The sequence below is a fragment of the Oceanobacillus jeddahensis genome, assembly GCF_000750635.1.
Lineage (GTDB): Bacteria > Bacillota > Bacilli > Bacillales > Amphibacillaceae > Oceanobacillus > Oceanobacillus jeddahense.
Map to the genome: position 1 here is coordinate 327,165 of NZ_CCDM010000004.1, position 16,699 is coordinate 343,863.

A 16,699-nucleotide genomic window follows, 5' to 3' on the forward strand; every position below is an offset into this window, starting at 1 on the left:
TCTTCCTATGTCTAATTTCCTTTTTGTTTTATCATTACTTCCTATGGCCATCTTTCTTTTTTATTTCATTTCATTGTGTTAATGAAATTTCCATATACGTCTTAAGACTTATGGAGCACTGTTACTTTTGATAACGGTTTAGAAGCAATTGCCACGCACTTTCTTATGTGCTAGTGTAAAAAAGAATAAACATAGAATTTGGAAATATTTATTATTTAATTCAAAAAAGCAGGTGACCACATGGAGAACATTTCAATTCTGATCGCTGATGATGAAAAAGAAATTAGGGACTTACTAAAAAAATATTTAGAAAGAGAACAATATCAAGTAGATTTAGCCGTAAACGGACAAGAAGCGCTTCAATTATTTCATAACAAAACTTATCATCTTGTCATTTTAGATCTGATGATGCCTAAATTGGATGGAGTAGAAGTATGTAGGAAACTCAGAACAACGACAACTGTCCCTATCATGATGCTTACCGCGAAAGATCAGGAAGTAGATAAACTTTTAGGTTTAGGAATTGGTGCAGATGATTATATTACGAAACCATTCAGTATCCATGAAGTGATCGCCAGAGTCAAAGCTCTGATACGGAGATCTTTTATAAGGGAGAATGAAGATAGTTTCCTTGAAAAGACATTGATTACCTTTAAAGGGCTGACGATTAACCTTAAAAATTATACATTAACCATTGCCGATAAAGAAATTCCGCTAACAGCTAAAGAATTTGAACTTCTTAAATTTTTGGCTTCCCATCCTGAACAAGTTTTTACGAAAACACAATTATTTCATAACGTCTGGGGAAGTAACTACATAGAAGATGATAATACTGTAATGGTGCATATCCGAAAGCTCAGAAAGAAAATAGAAGCGGATCCCTCTAATCCTAAATTTATTCAAACCGTTTGGGGAATAGGTTATAAATTTGTTGGTGAATCAAATGAAAATTGATAAGGTTATTTTTCTGATTATACTCCAATTTGTCCTCTTGACGTGGATATTTTTAGTAGACATTGGTAACCATCCAGGAGACATATCAAAGTGGGCTTTATATGTTATATTCATTCTCCTATCTACTACTTTTTTTATGTGGAGACTTCGTTATCTTACACAATTAAAACAATTGGATATTGAGATTAGGCGCGCTATTAACGGAGACGTAAAAACAAGGCTGTTGACTAATCACGATAAGGAATTAAATGAATTTGTTTTTTCTATCAACGAGTTAGTAGAGCAGCTGGAAAAGGTGCAAGTTCAATCCATCAAATCAGAAAAAGCAAGAAAAGGGATCCTCTCAGGAATTTCTCATGATATCCGCACGCCCCTAACGTCTATTATCGGTTATGTTGACGCTCTAAAAGATGATGTCGCTGCTTCAGAAGCAGAAAAGAAAGCATATATTGAAATTATATCTAAAAAAGCAAATGGTCTAAAACAACTATTAGATGAACTCTTCCATATGGCAAAAATCGATGCAGATGAAATCATATTAAAGGAAGAACAGTTGGATTTTGCGGAAATTACGAGAGAATCCTTCATTGAATTCCTGCCTGATTTAAAAAAAGAGCATATGGACTTAAAAACGGTTATTCCAGAAGAAAAGTGTATCGTTACAGCAGATCGGCTTAGTCTGAAACGAATCATAGACAATTTAATTAGAAACGCTTTACATTATGGTAGAGAAGGGAAATTAATAGGTGTAGAACTTACAGAGACCCAAACTGATTATCAACTTCTAATATGGGATCAAGGACCTGGAATTGCTGAAGAGGACGTGATCCATGTATTTGAAAAAATGTACCGCGGAGACCAGTCCAGAAACCATCGATATGGTGGAAGCGGTCTCGGCCTATCTATTGCGAAAGCTTTAGTAGAAAAACATCACGGTAAGATTTGGGTTGAAAGTATCCCATGGGAAAGAACCGTTTTTGGCTTTTCCATTCCTAAAAACAATTCATCAATTTTTAATTAAGAAACAATTAAGAAATCGTTAAGTCCGTTTTAAAATCTACCCTCTATAATGTAACCATAAACTTCATTGAAAGCAGGTGTTTAAAATAAGTGAAATCATTAAAACCACAAATTTAACCAAAGTTTATGGACAGCAAAAATCGGTAGATCATCTGAATATAACGGTCAATCAGGGTGAGATTTACGGTTTTCTCGGTCGAAATGGCGCTGGCAAAACAACGACGATTCGAATGTTGTTAGGGCTGATCAAACCAACTTCCGGCGACATTGAACTATTTGGTGAGAACCTATTTAAGAATCAAAAAGGAGTTCTAAGAAGAATCGGATCGATGGTGGAAGTCCCGGGATTTTATGAGAATCTTACGGCAAGAGAAAACCTTTTAATTAACGCAAAAATCATTGGTGTTCATAAGAAAAATGCAATCGACGAAGCTTTAGAAATTGTTGATTTGCATCATGAAACCAAAAAACTTGTCGGCAAATATTCTTTAGGAATGAAGCAGCGATTAGGCATTGCCAGAGCACTGCTTCATTATCCAGAATTGTTAATTTTAGACGAGCCTACTAACGGTTTAGACCCAATCGGAATTAAGGAAATGCGAAACCTTATTCAATCACTGGCTAAAGAAAGAAATATAACCATTTTTGTCTCCAGTCATATATTATCGGAAATGGAACAACTGGCAGACCATATGGGAATTATTCATGAAGGAAAGCTCTTAGAAGAAGTCGCTTTTGAAAGTCTTAGGAAACGAAATCGTAAATATATAGAGTTTCAAGTTTCAAATGATAATAAAGCAGCTATGCTTTTGGAAAGCCAGTTTGGGATTATGGATTACGAAGTTCATGATAAAGGAAATATTCGTGTATATTCACATCTTGGGAACCAAGGCAAGCTTAACAAAGTTTTTGTTGAAAATAATATTGAAGTATTAAAAATAAACATAAGTGAGGACAATCTGGAAGATTACTTTACAAAGTTAGTCGGAGGTGGAGCAATTGGCTAATTTATTATTCACAGAATTTTTAAAGCTCAAGCGCTCCAGCATGTTTCTTATAAGTTTACTTGGAGCAGCTGTCGCCCCTTTTGTGGTAGTTATTGCTACATTTATCAACGAACCGTCTACTCCTTTTGGTGATCTTTTTTATAACGTCAATCTGTATACGGTTCTTATCATAGGAGTTCCTTTATATGGCGTGGTGACAACATACCTTTTCAACCGGGAATATACGGAAAATACATTGAAAAATTTATTAACAATTCCAGTATCACGAATAGGTTTTATTATCAGTAAAACGCTACTATTGTTTATGTGGATTATGATGTTATCGATCATAGCCTGGGCGCTGACGTTATCTTTGGGATTATTAACACAGTTTGATGGTTTAACTAGCTCCTTATTGCTAGATTCGTTGATACAATTTACTACAGGAGGAATATTATTATTTATCCTTTCCTCCCCCATTATTCTGGTAACATTGGTAACAAGGAATTATGTACCAACCATTATTTTTACGGTGGTGATCACGCTGGTGAATGTTATGGCAGGGAATTCAGAGCATCGAGGGTTATTTCCATGGGCAGCGGCAGGAGATATTTCCAATCATACACTTCCTCCAACTTATCCACCGGAATATTCGTATATTATTATTGCAGCTACGGCGCTTGTAAGTTTTATTACAATGATTGTTTACTTCAAAAAGGCGGATATTCATTAATAGTAGTGATTGATTGATCATGATTTTCGAATAACGAATTTAGAAGTTAACCATTTTTCATCTGTACCATATTAAAAAAGGGGAGTATTTTCGCACTCAGCTTCATGACGAAAACCCTCCTCTTTCAAATAAATCTTTTATTTACAACGGTGCAGGTGTATTTATTTGCTCATCAAAATTTATCTTTAACAGCTGTCCTGCGTGCACTAAACCAGAACCAAATCCGTACATCAGCACCTTGTCACCATTTTGGACTTTTCCTTCCCGAATTCCAAGATCCAGTGCCAAAGGAATGGTTGCTGCAGAAGTATTTCCAAATTTTTCAAGACTATAAAGTGTTTTTTCGATTGGATGTCCTATTTTTTCACAAATCGGTTCGATCAATCTTAAATTGGCACTATGCGGGATAAACCAATCCACTTCGTCCATGCTGGTTTCTGTTTTCTCTAATAGCTGTCTGATACTATTCGGGACTCTTCTTACTACCCATTTAAAGACTTCTCTTCCATTTTGAACAAGGTATTGTGTATCAATCAGCTCTACGTCATTCACCTTGTTGGCTAAGCTCGTCTGGTAGACATGCTGTGCGCCGCTTCCATCACTGCCAACATGAAATCCAATAAAATCTGCAGACTCTTCTTGTTCTTCTACCAACACTGCACTGGCAGCATCACCGAATAAAATACAGGTGCTTCTATCCGTATAATCCGTTACCTTTGAAAGGGTTTCTGCCCCAATCACAAGTATCTTTTTATGAAGTCCTGAACGAATTAAACTGTTCGCCATATGCAATCCATATACAAATCCTGCACATGCTGCACCTAAATCAACTGCGCCTGCTTGCTTGATCTTCAGCCGGTTCTGTATAATGCTCGCAACGGACGGATAAGGAAAATCCGGTGTGCTTGTTGCGACAATAATCATATCGACATCTTCCACTGTTTTATGATATCTCTGTATTAAATCTTCCACAGCAGCTACACATAGATCACTCGTAAATTCATCAGAACGCGTTATTCGGCGTTCATGAATTCCTGTTCGCTGAACAATCCACTCATTCGTTGTTTCAACCATTTCTTCCAAATCAAAATTGGTTAATTTTTTCTCTGGTACATAGCTGCCAATTGCAGTCATCCTTGCTCCTATCATCAAATCCCTCCTATATGATTAGAAGTTAGTGTTATTACTTGGTGCTAATTATAGCATAAAAAATAACTGACTGCTTTCGAAAATACATTTGTTTTGCTCATATTTTAATATTAATTTCATAAAAAATATAACTTCTATAAAAATTTTATTCTGGAGAATCGCCTGTAAAATTTCCGTCTTAACTTAAAAAGTGAAAATAAATTTATTTAGGCGGGAGATTTACGGATACTAACCCCCTGAATCACTCAGGCTAATTCAATGGAGAAATAAGGGAAACAGAATAAGTTAGCGGCGTCCCGGTTCCCCGCTCCCTCGGAAACATTTACTCTTTGAAAAATTCTTGCTGAATGAGGTTTCACCTTATCGCTCTTTCAAGTTGCCACTGATAATATGACTTTTTCAATTTTGTATTTTGATTAAATAAAGTGAATGCCTGCGTTTAAAAACCCTATCCCATTACTTTCTTTTATCTATTTGCTTATTCTCCTTGTTAAAATCTTTTTCTAACTACTAAAATCTGTAACCATTTATTATAGTAAAGACCAGAATTTCGAATAATATTTAGAATCTATACATCCTTATAAGCTATATAGTTATTGTCATTAAAATCTTTATACTCTACTCTTCCTACCTTTCCTGACGATGAATAATGGAATATAAGTTGCTCATTAACCATTTCTGTTAAATAAGTTATTTTTAATGCATTATGACTGACTGGCAAAAGTTTAAATTTATATAAAACCCCGTACATTTTAGGAACTGTTAAATAGACTTCACCATTTTTTATAGTGACATCTAACATTTTATTCTCATCATTTTCAATAATATACTTCCCGGTAATAAGTTCTGTTTTTGTAAAGTTGATTGGTTGAATAGAAAGGGGCAGAGATACATGTTCATCTAAAATTACCTTTGCCATCTCTTGCATTAAATGTGTTACGGGTGTCACGTTCATATTGCTTAGAAAGATTATCGTAATTTGTTCATCTACGAATCTGAAAAAATTACTGCAAAAACCACTGATATCTCCAAAATGATGCATACATTTTCTGTCCAGTATTTTCGATACCACCCACCCTGATGCATATGAACCAAAATTGGGAGTAAACAGTTTTTCCATTAGTTCTTCGCTAAGGAGCTTAGACGATTTTAATGCCTGATCCCAAAGATATAAATCCTCTGTTGTAGAATATAAACCATAGGCTCCTAATGGAAATGATAAATCTGCGTGTGCTGCATGAATTGGTTTTTCCCAGAATGAATAGCCTGAAGCTAAGCCTGCCACTATTTCTATTCCGTCATCACAGCCTGTATTATTCATACCTAAAGGAAGACATATTTTTGCTTGTATGTACTCTGCAAATGACATACCTGAAACTTTCTCTAAAATTGCTGTCAATAATGTGTATCCCGAGCTTGAATATTCAAATTTTGTCCCTGGCTCGAAGTTTAATTCAAGATGCTTGAATGAATCAATCAATTGATTTAAACTCATCGGAAGTCTCATTGTTTTAGACCAAAAATTAGGGGAACTTGTGTAATTGGGTATTCCTGTCGTATTTGTTAAACATTGATAGATAGTAATTTTTTCACCTCCTGGAAAATCAGGAAGGTACTTCTCTATACAATCATCTATACTCAACTTCCCTTCTTCATGTAATTGAAATATCCCCATGGATGTAAAAGCTTTCGTAAGTGAGCCGATACGAAATTTAGTTGTAGGTTGATTAAGTACAGAATGCTCCCAATTTGCCATACCAAAACCTTTGTTTATAAGAATATTTCCGTTAGAAGCTATTAGAATAGAACCATTTAGATACTCATTTTCTTCATACCTTTCTATCCATCTATCTATCCGCTCTTCTACTCTCATTTAATTCTCCCTCATTCCTTAACCAAATCTAATTTAAAACCGAATTCGCTTCAATCCCACCGTAAACGTTGTGTTTTCAAAGGGCACACTGTCTAACGAAATCGTCCCTTCCATCTGCTCTATGAACCGCTTCGTAATCGTTAATCCCAACCCACTTCCCTGATATTGGTTGTTCCTTGAATCTTCCAATGTATACATACGTTCAAAGACACGATCTCTATGTAATTCACTAATCCCTTTTCCTTTATCTGTTACCTCCACATACACTGTATTTTCCGTAACACGAATTCGGAACCTTAGCATTTTCCCATCAGCACCATATTGAATCGCATTTGAAATTAAATTATGCAGAACACTTTCCAGCGCTTCTTCATTTCCCCAGACATAAACCGCTTCATCGGGTATATCAATGGACACATCGAATGCTTTATGGATCAGGATTTCGTTATACTCCAATATTATCTTTCTACTTAACTCACATAGCTCTATTCTGGAACAGCTTATTTTTTTATCTCCTGACTCCAGCTTAACAAGGTCAAAAAAACGGTTGATCAGCACCAGCACCTCTTCTGTTTTTAAATGAATGGTCTGTAAAAATTGCTCTCGCTTGTCTTCTGCTAGATTTTTATCATAATGGATCATCTCTGTGTATCCTAAAATAACGGTTAGTGGCGTTTTTAAATCATGTGAAATATTGGATAGCATTTTCCGCATCGAATGTTCTATATTTTTATAATTTGCAATCGTTTTCTGGTTCTCATCTATAAGACGATTAATTTGTACTAACAAGGATTGGATATACTTATCATCCGTCTGAAGCAATATTCTTTCACGAGTCTCTATATCTATAATGGAGCGGAGTTTATCTCTTATATAGATCATTTCTTTTTGCTTATTTCTATGTAACCTAAAAAAATACACGTTCACACTTGCGGAAAAGATAAATAAAATTAGCACCAAATAAATCATATTACAGCTCTCCCAGCTTATAACCGATTCCCCAAAGTGTTTTGATGTATACCGGCTGCGATGGATCATCCTCGATTTTTTCTCTTAACCTTCGCATATGTACATTAATCACATTCTCATCGCCTTGATAAGCATCGTGCCAAATCGCTTGATAAAGCTGTGCTTTCGTATAAACACGGGAAGGATGAGTAATAAAGACTTTTAAAATATTGAATTCCTTCGCGGTAAGATTTAATTCTTTTCCTCTCTTTTTTACTGAAAAATTATCCATATCAATTCGTAATTCTCCCAGCGCAACGATATCATTCTTATTCTTCTCCACTTCTTTAGGTGCACTTGTGTCCATATAATGCTGCTCTCTTCGCAGCATTGCTTTAATACGGGCGATCAATTCCAGCATGGAAAACGGCTTTGAAATATAATCATCTGCCCCAAATCCAAGCCCAAGCGCTTTATCGACATCTTCCCCTTTAGCAGACAACATAAGAATAGGAACCATACTTTTAGAGCGAATGGCTTTTAAACATTCAATGCCATCTATTTTCGGAAGCATCCAATCTAGCAATATCACATCATAGCTATGCTGGCTCAACTTTTCCAGCGCTTCTTCCCCATCAAAAGCAGCAGTAACTGTAAAACCTTCCTTCGTCAAACCTTCATCAATCATATTACTTATAAATGAATCATCTTCCACCACTAATATTTTATGACGCAATCGTAATCCCCTCCTTTAAACCATCAACCGTTTATGTATCTGAATCATTGAAAAGAATGAGCTACAGTATACACTGAACTCATTCTTTCCATTTTTATTCGTTAATCCGTTATATGAATAACACCTTGATTACTAGTTAAATCCATCCTATTTTCCCCTTCACCAATCATACCTTTTTTCATTTTTTCAGTATCTTCCTCTGTCTGTAGACCCTCTAAGTTTAAAGTAACATCTGAAGAATCACTCTCGGCCATCACTGTTAAGGAAATTGGCTTGTTTTTATAAGAAACGCTGATGTCTCCAGCATCTGTATCAATAGATAGACTATTCCCTTCTTCTATCTCTTTCATAATGACTTCCCCATCATTAGAAGTAATATTTAAATCTTGAAAAGAGCTATCCACCATACTTAACATACCAGCATCCGTACTAAATTCCCCTGTATCAGCAGTCACATTTTCTATTTTTCCATCCCCTGAACCATTTTGAATCTGGATATCAAGCATAGAGATTTCATTTATTTCTATATTACCACTTTTATTGATTAATTCCATATCATTTATTGCCGATTCGGGAACATGAATCGTGATCGTACCATTTTTGCCAAACGTAAATCCTCCCATAAAACTACCTTCTGTTTGACTCTCTTGTTTTACAATTAACGTCGCTTCATCCTGTTGGACAGTAACAGGATCATTATCTTCGTCTTGTTTCCCTTCCATAGAAACAGTTACTTCATTGGAATCACTTTTCTTAAATATCACATCCCACGAATCATTGTATACTTTAATCCTTTTCACGTTGTCTGTTGAGTAGGATTGGTCCATTTCAAAATTTTCACTGCAAGCTGCAGTAAAACATAAACAGATAGTACATATAAACAAAACGATCTTTTTCATCGGTTATCCTCCTTGTAAATTACTTACCTGTAAAAGATACATATTCTCAGATCTACACAACATCTAGTTTGTTAATTTTACGGAAGGACAAATAACCAATAAAAAGGCCAAATAGGCAAAGAATCCCTGGGATAATAATAATTTCACTTAAGCTTACTTGACTTCCACCATCCGAAACCGTCGCATTAATGAGCACACCAATGATTACCGCCCAAGTAATCGTTGTAGCAGTTGATTTCTTTCGCATACCAAAAAACAAGGGAATCAAGCTCACACCTGCTGCCATCAGTGCCTGAATTAATACGGATGGTGCTGTAGCAAGCATTTCTCCTGCTTGAACAGGCTCTTCAAATAAAAATAAATGGGGACTAATCCAATAAACGAGTAAATTAATAATCAGTGTTGAAATAATAATACTCAGAAAACAAAATAAAAGTACAATTAACAATTTTGCTTGAATCAATTTTTTTCGTTGTAGTGGATACGCAAATAATAATAAAATGGTTTTATTTTTATATTCATCAATAACTAAACGGGATAAAACCACTGCAGAAAAAGTGATAAACACCACTTTAATAAATATATTTGCCAAAGACATAAAAGCAGGATAATCAGGAAACATTGGTTCTACCTCATTCCTGGATCCCCAAGCCATCAGAGCTACGGATATAAAAATAATAAATGTCCAAATCAGTGCTCCTTTGATATATTGCGATATATGGTGTTTTGTAAATTCCAATTTCATCAATTTCAACATAATACTTCCTCCGTTATTATCATAATGTTGGTCCTCTATAAAAGTTATAAATGTACTTCTTCTCCGTTCATGGAGCTCAAAAAGTATTCTTCCAGTGAACTATGTCTTTTATTTATACTTTCAATGCCAACATCATTCATCACAAGCTTTTTAGAGAGATCTTGCTGCGTTAAAGCAGGATCGTAAATGCGAATTGTTTGTTCTCCAATCATTTTAAAATTATGTATTCCTAAATGCTGTTCTATCACGAACATTGCTTTTTTGGCGTCTTGAACTTTCACCTCAATATAAGCCGTTTGTTTCCCGTTTATATCTTTCATCGATACTTCCTTAATTAGCTTACCACTTTGTATCATACCGATTGTATCTGACATTTGCTCCATTTCCGCCAGAATATGGCTAGAAATCAATAACGTCATTCCGTATTCGCGGCTGAGCACTTTAAAAAGATCTCTTAATTCTTTAATACCAATCGGGTCCAAACCATTAATCGGTTCGTCCAAAATTAACAATTCCGGTTTAGTAGAAATAGCTCTGGCAATCCCTAGTCTCTGTTTCATTCCCAGTGATAATTCTTTTACTTTTTTCTTCTCAATATTTGTTAATTTCACCAGTTCCAACGCACGATCTATCGACTCTTTATCATAGTATCCCATGTATTCACAATGATAATATAGATTTTCTTTCGCAGTTAAATGATCATAAAAAATCGGATATTCAATAATATTTCCCATCCGTTTTAAGAATTCGAATGAAGTTTCTGTTATTTTTTCACCAAATAATTCAACCTCTCCACTTGTTGGTTTGATTAAGTTCGTTATCATTTTCATCGTCGTTGTTTTTCCAGAACCATTTGGTCCCAGGAAGCCGTAAATCTCTCCTTGTTTCACGTGCATATTCACATTAGAAACAACTTCTTCCCCTTTAAATGTTTTACTGAGTTGATTTGTTTTTATTATGTATGACATTGCTCTTCTCCTCCTTCCCCTCTTATACTATGGAACTGAATTAACTTTTCTCTTACTTAAATCTTACTTTTTTATTAAGTTCTTTTTATCTTTTAAAATATTGCATTCGAATTCGTAGGCCTGGCCCTAACGTATTCGTTTAAATGGATTTTATAGGAAATTAAAAATCGATTTACTCTAAAACAGCGTCAAGGATATCCTTGACGCTGTTCCAAATTTTATTTTGCCCACTTTAAATCAATAAGCAGACTCCTTGATAGTACCAACAGCAAACTTTAAATTCCCAACCATAAACCTGCTGTTAAAAAGCAAAGAAAAGAAGCAGATACACATATTTGTGCAGATTCAAATCCCTTCTGTACAAGCCGTTTTTCATTCTAGCTTGATATATATTTAGCTAGATTCCTGAACTTCACGTTTTTCTCCATCACGCTGCCTGTGACTTTCCTCTTCAGCAGGGGAATTGCCATTCTTAATAAAAAAGCTGAGCACAACCCCGATAAGTGAAAGTACTGTAATGACCATAAAGGCTACATTGACACCATGAATCATTGGATAGGCTATATCCGGATTAAGTTCCGCAGAAGTTTCCGTTGTCGTCATTACCGTAATAACGATAGCCGTTCCAATGGATGCGGAAACCTGGCGCATCGTATTCGTCACCGCTGTACCATGTGAAATCAACTCTCTAGGGAGCTGATTTAAACCTGCAGTTGTTACAGGCATCATGACCATCGATAGACCGAACATCCGAATGGCGTACAAAATCATGATCATCACCATCGATGTCGAAGGTCCCAAATTGGCTAGGGCAAAAGTGGAAACGGTAATAATGATAAGCCCAGTAACCGCTAACCACCTTGCACCGAAACGATCAAATATACGACCCGTAATCGGGGACATCATCCCATTCACTAAAGCACCAGGGAGAAGCGCAATTCCTGCTTCCATTGCTGTAAACCCTCGTGCGTTTTGCATATAAAGCGGAATTAATGTCTCTGCACCAATCAGTCCCATAAATGCGATCATGGGTATAATCGTTGATAAGGTGAAGATCGGATTTTTAAATACCCTGAATTCCAGCATAGGTTTCTTCATACGTAATTGCCTGATAATGAAGCATGCTAAGGATACTGCGCCAACAAGCAGTGTAGTGATCGTGATGATACTTCCCCATCCATTGTTGCCCGCGCTTGTAAATCCATATAAAAATCCGCCAAAACCAAAAGTAGATAAAATAATGGATAGCATATCCAATTTCGGATATGTCAATTCCGTAACGTTTTTCATCACTTTAGCAGCAACCAAAATAACGATAATTGCAATAGGCAGTATAATTAAAAATATAGCACGCCAAGAAAATGTAGTAATAACCCATCCTGACAAAGCCGGGCCAATCGCTGGAGCAAAGGAAATCACAAGACCTACCAGCCCCATTGCTACCCCGCGGTTTCTGACAGGAAAAAGTAATAAAAATACGGTTTGCATTAGCGGCATGATCACGCCCGCTCCACTAGATTGAATGGTTCTTCCTAAGAGTAACATACCAAAGTTCGGAGCCATGGCAGAAAATGCTGTCCCGACAGCAAACACCGTCATCGCAGTAATGAATAACTGTCTTGTTGTGAATCGCTCCATTAAAAACGCGGTGACAGGTATCATCACGCCATTGACGAGCATAAAAACAGTTGTCAGCCACTGCCCGGTATTAGCAGTCACATTCATTTCTTCCATGATTGGCGGGATCGCTGTAATCATTGTTGTCTGGTTTAAAATGGAAATGAACCCACCTGTAAGAAGTACAATAATGATGGGTGTTTTATTAAATGATTGCACTTTCTTATGAACACCCTCCTTCATATAACAAATTACAATAGTGATCATGTTACATGAATGATTTGATTTTGTCGATGATTGTGCTTTTCGTCACATTTTCCAGATAAAACAAAAAGACCTATCTTCCTCAAAAATAGGCAGCCTTTTTGTTTTTAGACTTTTAAAACGTACATCTCAGACGTCAGAGTATACTTATTTTCAAATTCGATTTGAGTATTAACTGATTGTTATCTCTCCTTCTAAAAGATGAGGTAGTTCTTCTTTTCCTGAAAGCCATTCACTAAATGATAGTTCGTAAGGTTCACAATTTCCACCAACTCCAACCACTACATGCAAGTCTTTTGGGCAATACATCACTGTATGCAAAGTCCCAAAATATTCTTCGTAATCCTTGAAAAATAATGGCGAGTCTTCATTGTTAAAAATATGATACGCAGAAATCAGAGTTAAATCTTCTTTTTCTAGTGTTGCCAAATAGTTTTTGCGATCCAAGGACCGATTAATGAACACTCTATTTTTCTTCTTTAATTGCTCCGATTCAAAATGATTCGTGCAAATAAGCTTGGAGTTTTTATGAACAATCTGTTGTTCAGGTGCTGCCTCCACAATAGCATTATTTCCCTCTTTATCCATAATGGAAAAGTTAAAACAATACTGATGAGGAATTTGTTTAATGAACGATACAGCTTCATTTGTGTCGGCGCATTGTTCCAAAACCAGTCGACAAATCATTGTTGCCAAAAAACCTTTTTGAGCAGCCGCTTCATTTACCAAATGCAGACCAATAACAAGCCCCTTCTCATTCATGCCGTCCAGCCTTCCTGTAATGTGCTGACTGAATCCGATGCTGGCATACCCTTGATCCGGTTTGGATAGAACTAATCTGGCGTCATATAATTTATCATTGAAATCATAATTTCGCACATAAAAAGAATTGCCTGCGAATGTTGTACAACCCATAGAAGGCATCTGTATATCATATCCTCCAAACAGCTGCATGGCAGTATTTATATCGACTTCCATTCCAACTGCCAGCCCCTCTATCTCTTCCCTGAGTATTGGTGACACTCGCTCTAGTTGTTTCTTCGCTTCTGTCATATCTTTATTCACCTGTATTTCTATTAGATGCTTCCAGTTTATATTTAATTTCAGGGCAACACCCTGTTTCATCCCCATTTCATACGCATTCCCTGTCAGTTCAACGATTTCTGCCTGCAGCTTTCTTCTCAGATTCATTGATTTCCTCCTATATGTGTAACAGGTATAATGATATCTGCTGCATCCATCTGTCCCCCACGATACCATTCCAGGATAGATCCAGCAGGAGTCCAGTTGTTAACCATACAATATTGCATTAATTTACGATATGCGGCTTCAATTTTAGAAAAATCCCCATTAAAAGTAAGACCAATACAGAAGCATTTCCTCATTGTTTCCGAAAAAGCTTCCGGAATAGGTATTGTGCCTATTTTTTTTGAAATACCAAAGCCAATTTCTGCTTTTACTTGTTTCTTCGTTCCGGATATATATCGCAAATACGTGTTTTTAATCGGAATTTGAACCTGTTCTATCTGTTTACGCCTAAAAATAAATTCCTTGCTAAATTGTCCGGCAGTAGATTCTGCTTCAAACCAAATCACTTTCTCAGCAGGTTTTTCAAACATATAAATCTCCGCTTCATCAGAATCACTTTCTAAATAACGGAGACTGACTTCCAGCTGCTTCTGATTTTCTTTTATCGTTTGAATCCATTTCTCCTTCATTCGCTTCTGCTTATCTTTATCTGCTTTTAAGTAAAGTTGAATATCATGAATCGGAACCTTTGCTGTCCGCAGGCTTGCAATCATTTTAGCAAGCGAAATTTGATCTTCCGAATACATGCGATAGTTACTATCCTCCTGCCTCGCTGATTTCAAAAGACCTTTTTCTTCATAAAAGCGTAGGGTACTTTTAGGAATACCTGTCTTCATCGAAAATGCCTGTATCGTCATCAAGATGTTCTCCTCCCGTCACCTTTCTTAAGTATAAGGATAAACCTTAAAGTAACTTGAATGTCAAGGCATTTTGAATAGAATAATTCAGTACATCAACTTCATAAAATCTAAAAACAGCAAAAAACACTGAATCTACTATATCCCAGTGTTTTTCTTAATAAGATCTTTTATTTTGCGTTCAATGTTTTTTAAACGGAATCATTTTCTGTTTCAAAAAGCTCATTCCTCATCCAGTTAAAATAACTTTACGAAATCACTCGGCTGTTCTAATACATAATCCGCTTCTTCAAACCCTTTTTGCGTTTTACTCCCCCATAATGCAAGCGCAAACGCTACTCCTGCACTTTTGGCACATTGCAAATCATAGATCGAATCTCCAATGTAGATAGCTTTTTCTTTTTCCACAGCTAACTGATTGATGCAAGCTAACAATGGATCAGGGTGCGGCTTATGTTTTTCTGTATGCGATGCTGTGATAATCTCAGAAAAATAGTCATTCAAACCATATGGTTCAAATTCATTTATCATTTGCTCATTTGTTTTGGAGGTGACGATTCCCATCTTAATGTTTTTGTTTGCCAATTGCTTCATAACTACATCCATTTGTTCAAATACCTTTATATCCTTAACGAAAGAAAGTATATTTTCTTCCCAAGCAGCTTGTATGCTTTCAACATCTTGTATTTGTAATCTGTTTAAAGTCTCTCTCCCGGGTATACCCAAACTAAAAAATAACGCTTCTTTCTTATACTCCAGACCCAGCTCTTCCTTCAGCGTTTTCTGCAGCGCATGTAATATTGGTTCCTCGGTGTCTAATATGGTTCCATCTACGTCAAAAATAGCTGTGGTAAACATGTACAATTCCTCCTAAATATCCGTTTTTATGATAATCGTATTTCAAACCGAATCTCTTTCGATAATACGATAAGGTGTTTCTATTTTTTCGTTCGATTTCTTTATCATTAAACTGCAAGCCTGTTCACCGATTTTGGTAAGCTGGTGGTCTACCGTCGTCAATCTCAAACCAATACCAACAGGCTGATTTTCCTGACCGATAATCGCTAAATCACCTGGAACACGCAATTGTTCAGCTTTTGCTTGCAAATATATTCCGCTGGCTACTTCATCGCCATTTGCATAAATTGCCGTCGGTCTTTCCGATAATTGTAAAAACTGATGTGCCGCTTCATATCCATCTTCTAAACATTGACAATTTGAAATATGATAACCGGATGGAATATCACCAAAAATTTCATGATACGCATTGATGATTTTCTTCGTACTATTGCTTTCCATCCGGGCTGTTGTAAAAGCAACCGCAAGATGTCCCTTATTTTTAAGTAATTGAAAGGCATCCAGGAAAGAAGCATATCGTTCTGTGTAAGAGCAGCCAATTTCATAATGCGGTGCGTACTCACAAGATATAATTGATCCAAAATCGGTATAAGGGACAATCGTCTCCCAATCATTCGCTCTTGATGTAATAATGATACCGTCAAATAGCTTACTTTTTAATTTCTCCAAATAGGCCAATTCTTTTTCTTTATCATATTGAGAAGGAAGCATTGTTATTAAAAAATCATTTTCCAGAGCTATATTCAGGATACCATTTACTAATTGATCAAATGCCGGGTTATTGTTATATGGAAGGATAACTCCAATTGTTCTTGTTTCCCCACGAATTAAATCAACCGCATTTTTATTGGGGGCGTATTTCATTTCCTCCATTACTTTTAAAACAGCCTCTCTCTTTTCACTGGAGACGTACTTGTAATTGTTAAGAACTCTGGAAACCGTAGAGACAGAGACTCCTGCTAATTTTGCAATATCTTTAATATTTGCCATA

16 protein-coding genes are annotated in these 16,699 nt (G+C 36.1%); 4 read left to right on the forward strand and 12 right to left on the reverse strand.

Annotated elements, in window-relative coordinates:
• Nucleotides 1-240 precede the first annotated feature (240 nt).
• The 4 genes from BN986_RS18270 (at nt 241) to BN986_RS18285 (ending at nt 3,693) form a co-directional block, all read left to right on the forward strand.
• Nucleotides 241-954: a response regulator transcription factor gene (locus tag BN986_RS18270; RefSeq protein WP_040982792.1), complete on the forward strand. Its 714-nt coding sequence runs from the start codon at nt 241-243 to the stop codon at nt 952-954.
• Complete coding sequence (locus BN986_RS18275; protein WP_040982794.1) at nt 944-1,975, forward strand: sensor histidine kinase; 1,032 nt, start codon at nt 944-946, stop codon at nt 1,973-1,975. Before BN986_RS18270 ends, BN986_RS18275 begins: the two co-directional genes overlap by 11 nt.
• Nucleotides 1,976-2,060: 85 nt before the next feature.
• Nucleotides 2,061-2,981, forward strand: a complete 921-nt coding sequence (locus BN986_RS18280; protein ID WP_187378587.1) for an ABC transporter ATP-binding protein — start codon at nt 2,061-2,063, stop codon at nt 2,979-2,981.
• Nucleotides 2,974-3,693 carry an ABC transporter permease gene (locus BN986_RS18285; protein ID WP_040982798.1) on the forward strand — a complete coding sequence of 240 codons (720 nt, stop codon included), beginning with the start codon at nt 2,974-2,976 and terminating at the stop codon, nt 3,691-3,693. Before BN986_RS18280 ends, BN986_RS18285 begins: the two co-directional genes overlap by 8 nt.
• Nucleotides 3,694-3,834: 141 nt before the next feature.
• Here BN986_RS18285 and BN986_RS18290 read toward each other — a convergent pair whose 3' ends face one another.
• The 12 genes from BN986_RS18290 to BN986_RS18345 all read right to left on the reverse strand — a co-directional run bounded on the left by BN986_RS18290 (nt 3,835) and on the right by BN986_RS18345 (nt 16,698).
• The gene (locus BN986_RS18290; protein WP_040982800.1) at nt 3,835-4,842 is read right to left on the reverse strand and encodes a ketoacyl-ACP synthase III; all 1,008 of its coding nucleotides are present in this window, start codon (nt 4,840-4,842) and stop codon (nt 3,835-3,837) included.
• A 568-nt stretch (nt 4,843-5,410) separates the two neighbouring features.
• Nucleotides 5,411-6,715, reverse strand: a complete 1,305-nt coding sequence (locus BN986_RS18295; RefSeq protein ID WP_040982802.1) for a serine hydrolase domain-containing protein — start codon at nt 6,713-6,715, stop codon at nt 5,411-5,413.
• Between the two features lie 33 nt (nt 6,716-6,748).
• Nucleotides 6,749-7,684 carry a sensor histidine kinase gene (locus BN986_RS18300; RefSeq protein ID WP_040982804.1) on the reverse strand — a complete coding sequence of 312 codons (936 nt, stop codon included), beginning with the start codon at nt 7,682-7,684 and terminating at the stop codon, nt 6,749-6,751.
• Between the two features lies 1 nt (nt 7,685).
• Nucleotides 7,686-8,399, reverse strand: coding sequence for a response regulator transcription factor (locus BN986_RS18305; protein ID WP_040982806.1), 714 nt, complete (start codon nt 8,397-8,399; stop codon nt 7,686-7,688).
• Between the two features lie 101 nt (nt 8,400-8,500).
• Complete coding sequence (locus BN986_RS18310) at nt 8,501-9,298, reverse strand: DUF4097 family beta strand repeat-containing protein (protein ID WP_040982808.1); 798 nt, start codon at nt 9,296-9,298, stop codon at nt 8,501-8,503.
• A gap of 52 nt (nt 9,299-9,350) precedes the next feature.
• Nucleotides 9,351-10,055, reverse strand: a complete 705-nt coding sequence (locus BN986_RS18315) for an ABC transporter permease (protein WP_040982810.1) — start codon at nt 10,053-10,055, stop codon at nt 9,351-9,353.
• A gap of 44 nt (nt 10,056-10,099) precedes the next feature.
• On the reverse strand, nt 10,100-11,023 hold the full coding sequence (locus tag BN986_RS18320) for an ABC transporter ATP-binding protein (RefSeq protein WP_040982812.1): 924 nt from the start codon (nt 11,021-11,023) through the stop codon (nt 10,100-10,102).
• Between the two features lie 393 nt (nt 11,024-11,416).
• On the reverse strand, nt 11,417-12,907 hold the full coding sequence (locus tag BN986_RS18325) for an MDR family MFS transporter (protein WP_276325035.1): 1,491 nt from the start codon (nt 12,905-12,907) through the stop codon (nt 11,417-11,419).
• Nucleotides 12,908-13,075: 168 nt separating this feature from the next.
• On the reverse strand, nt 13,076-14,095 hold the full coding sequence (locus tag BN986_RS18330) for an acyl-CoA--6-aminopenicillanic acid acyltransferase (RefSeq protein WP_040982814.1): 1,020 nt from the start codon (nt 14,093-14,095) through the stop codon (nt 13,076-13,078).
• Nucleotides 14,092-14,850 (reverse strand): MerR family transcriptional regulator, encoded by a 759-nt coding sequence (locus BN986_RS18335; RefSeq protein ID WP_040982816.1) that lies wholly within the window; start codon nt 14,848-14,850, stop codon nt 14,092-14,094. The genes BN986_RS18330 and BN986_RS18335 overlap by 4 nt, the downstream gene beginning before the upstream one ends.
• Before the next feature lie 237 nt (nt 14,851-15,087).
• Nucleotides 15,088-15,708 (reverse strand): HAD family hydrolase, encoded by a 621-nt coding sequence (locus BN986_RS18340; protein WP_040982817.1) that lies wholly within the window; start codon nt 15,706-15,708, stop codon nt 15,088-15,090.
• A 42-nt stretch (nt 15,709-15,750) separates the two neighbouring features.
• Nucleotides 15,751-16,698, reverse strand: a complete 948-nt coding sequence (locus BN986_RS18345) for a LacI family DNA-binding transcriptional regulator (protein ID WP_040982819.1) — start codon at nt 16,696-16,698, stop codon at nt 15,751-15,753.
• Between the last annotated feature and the right edge of the window lies 1 nt (nt 16,699).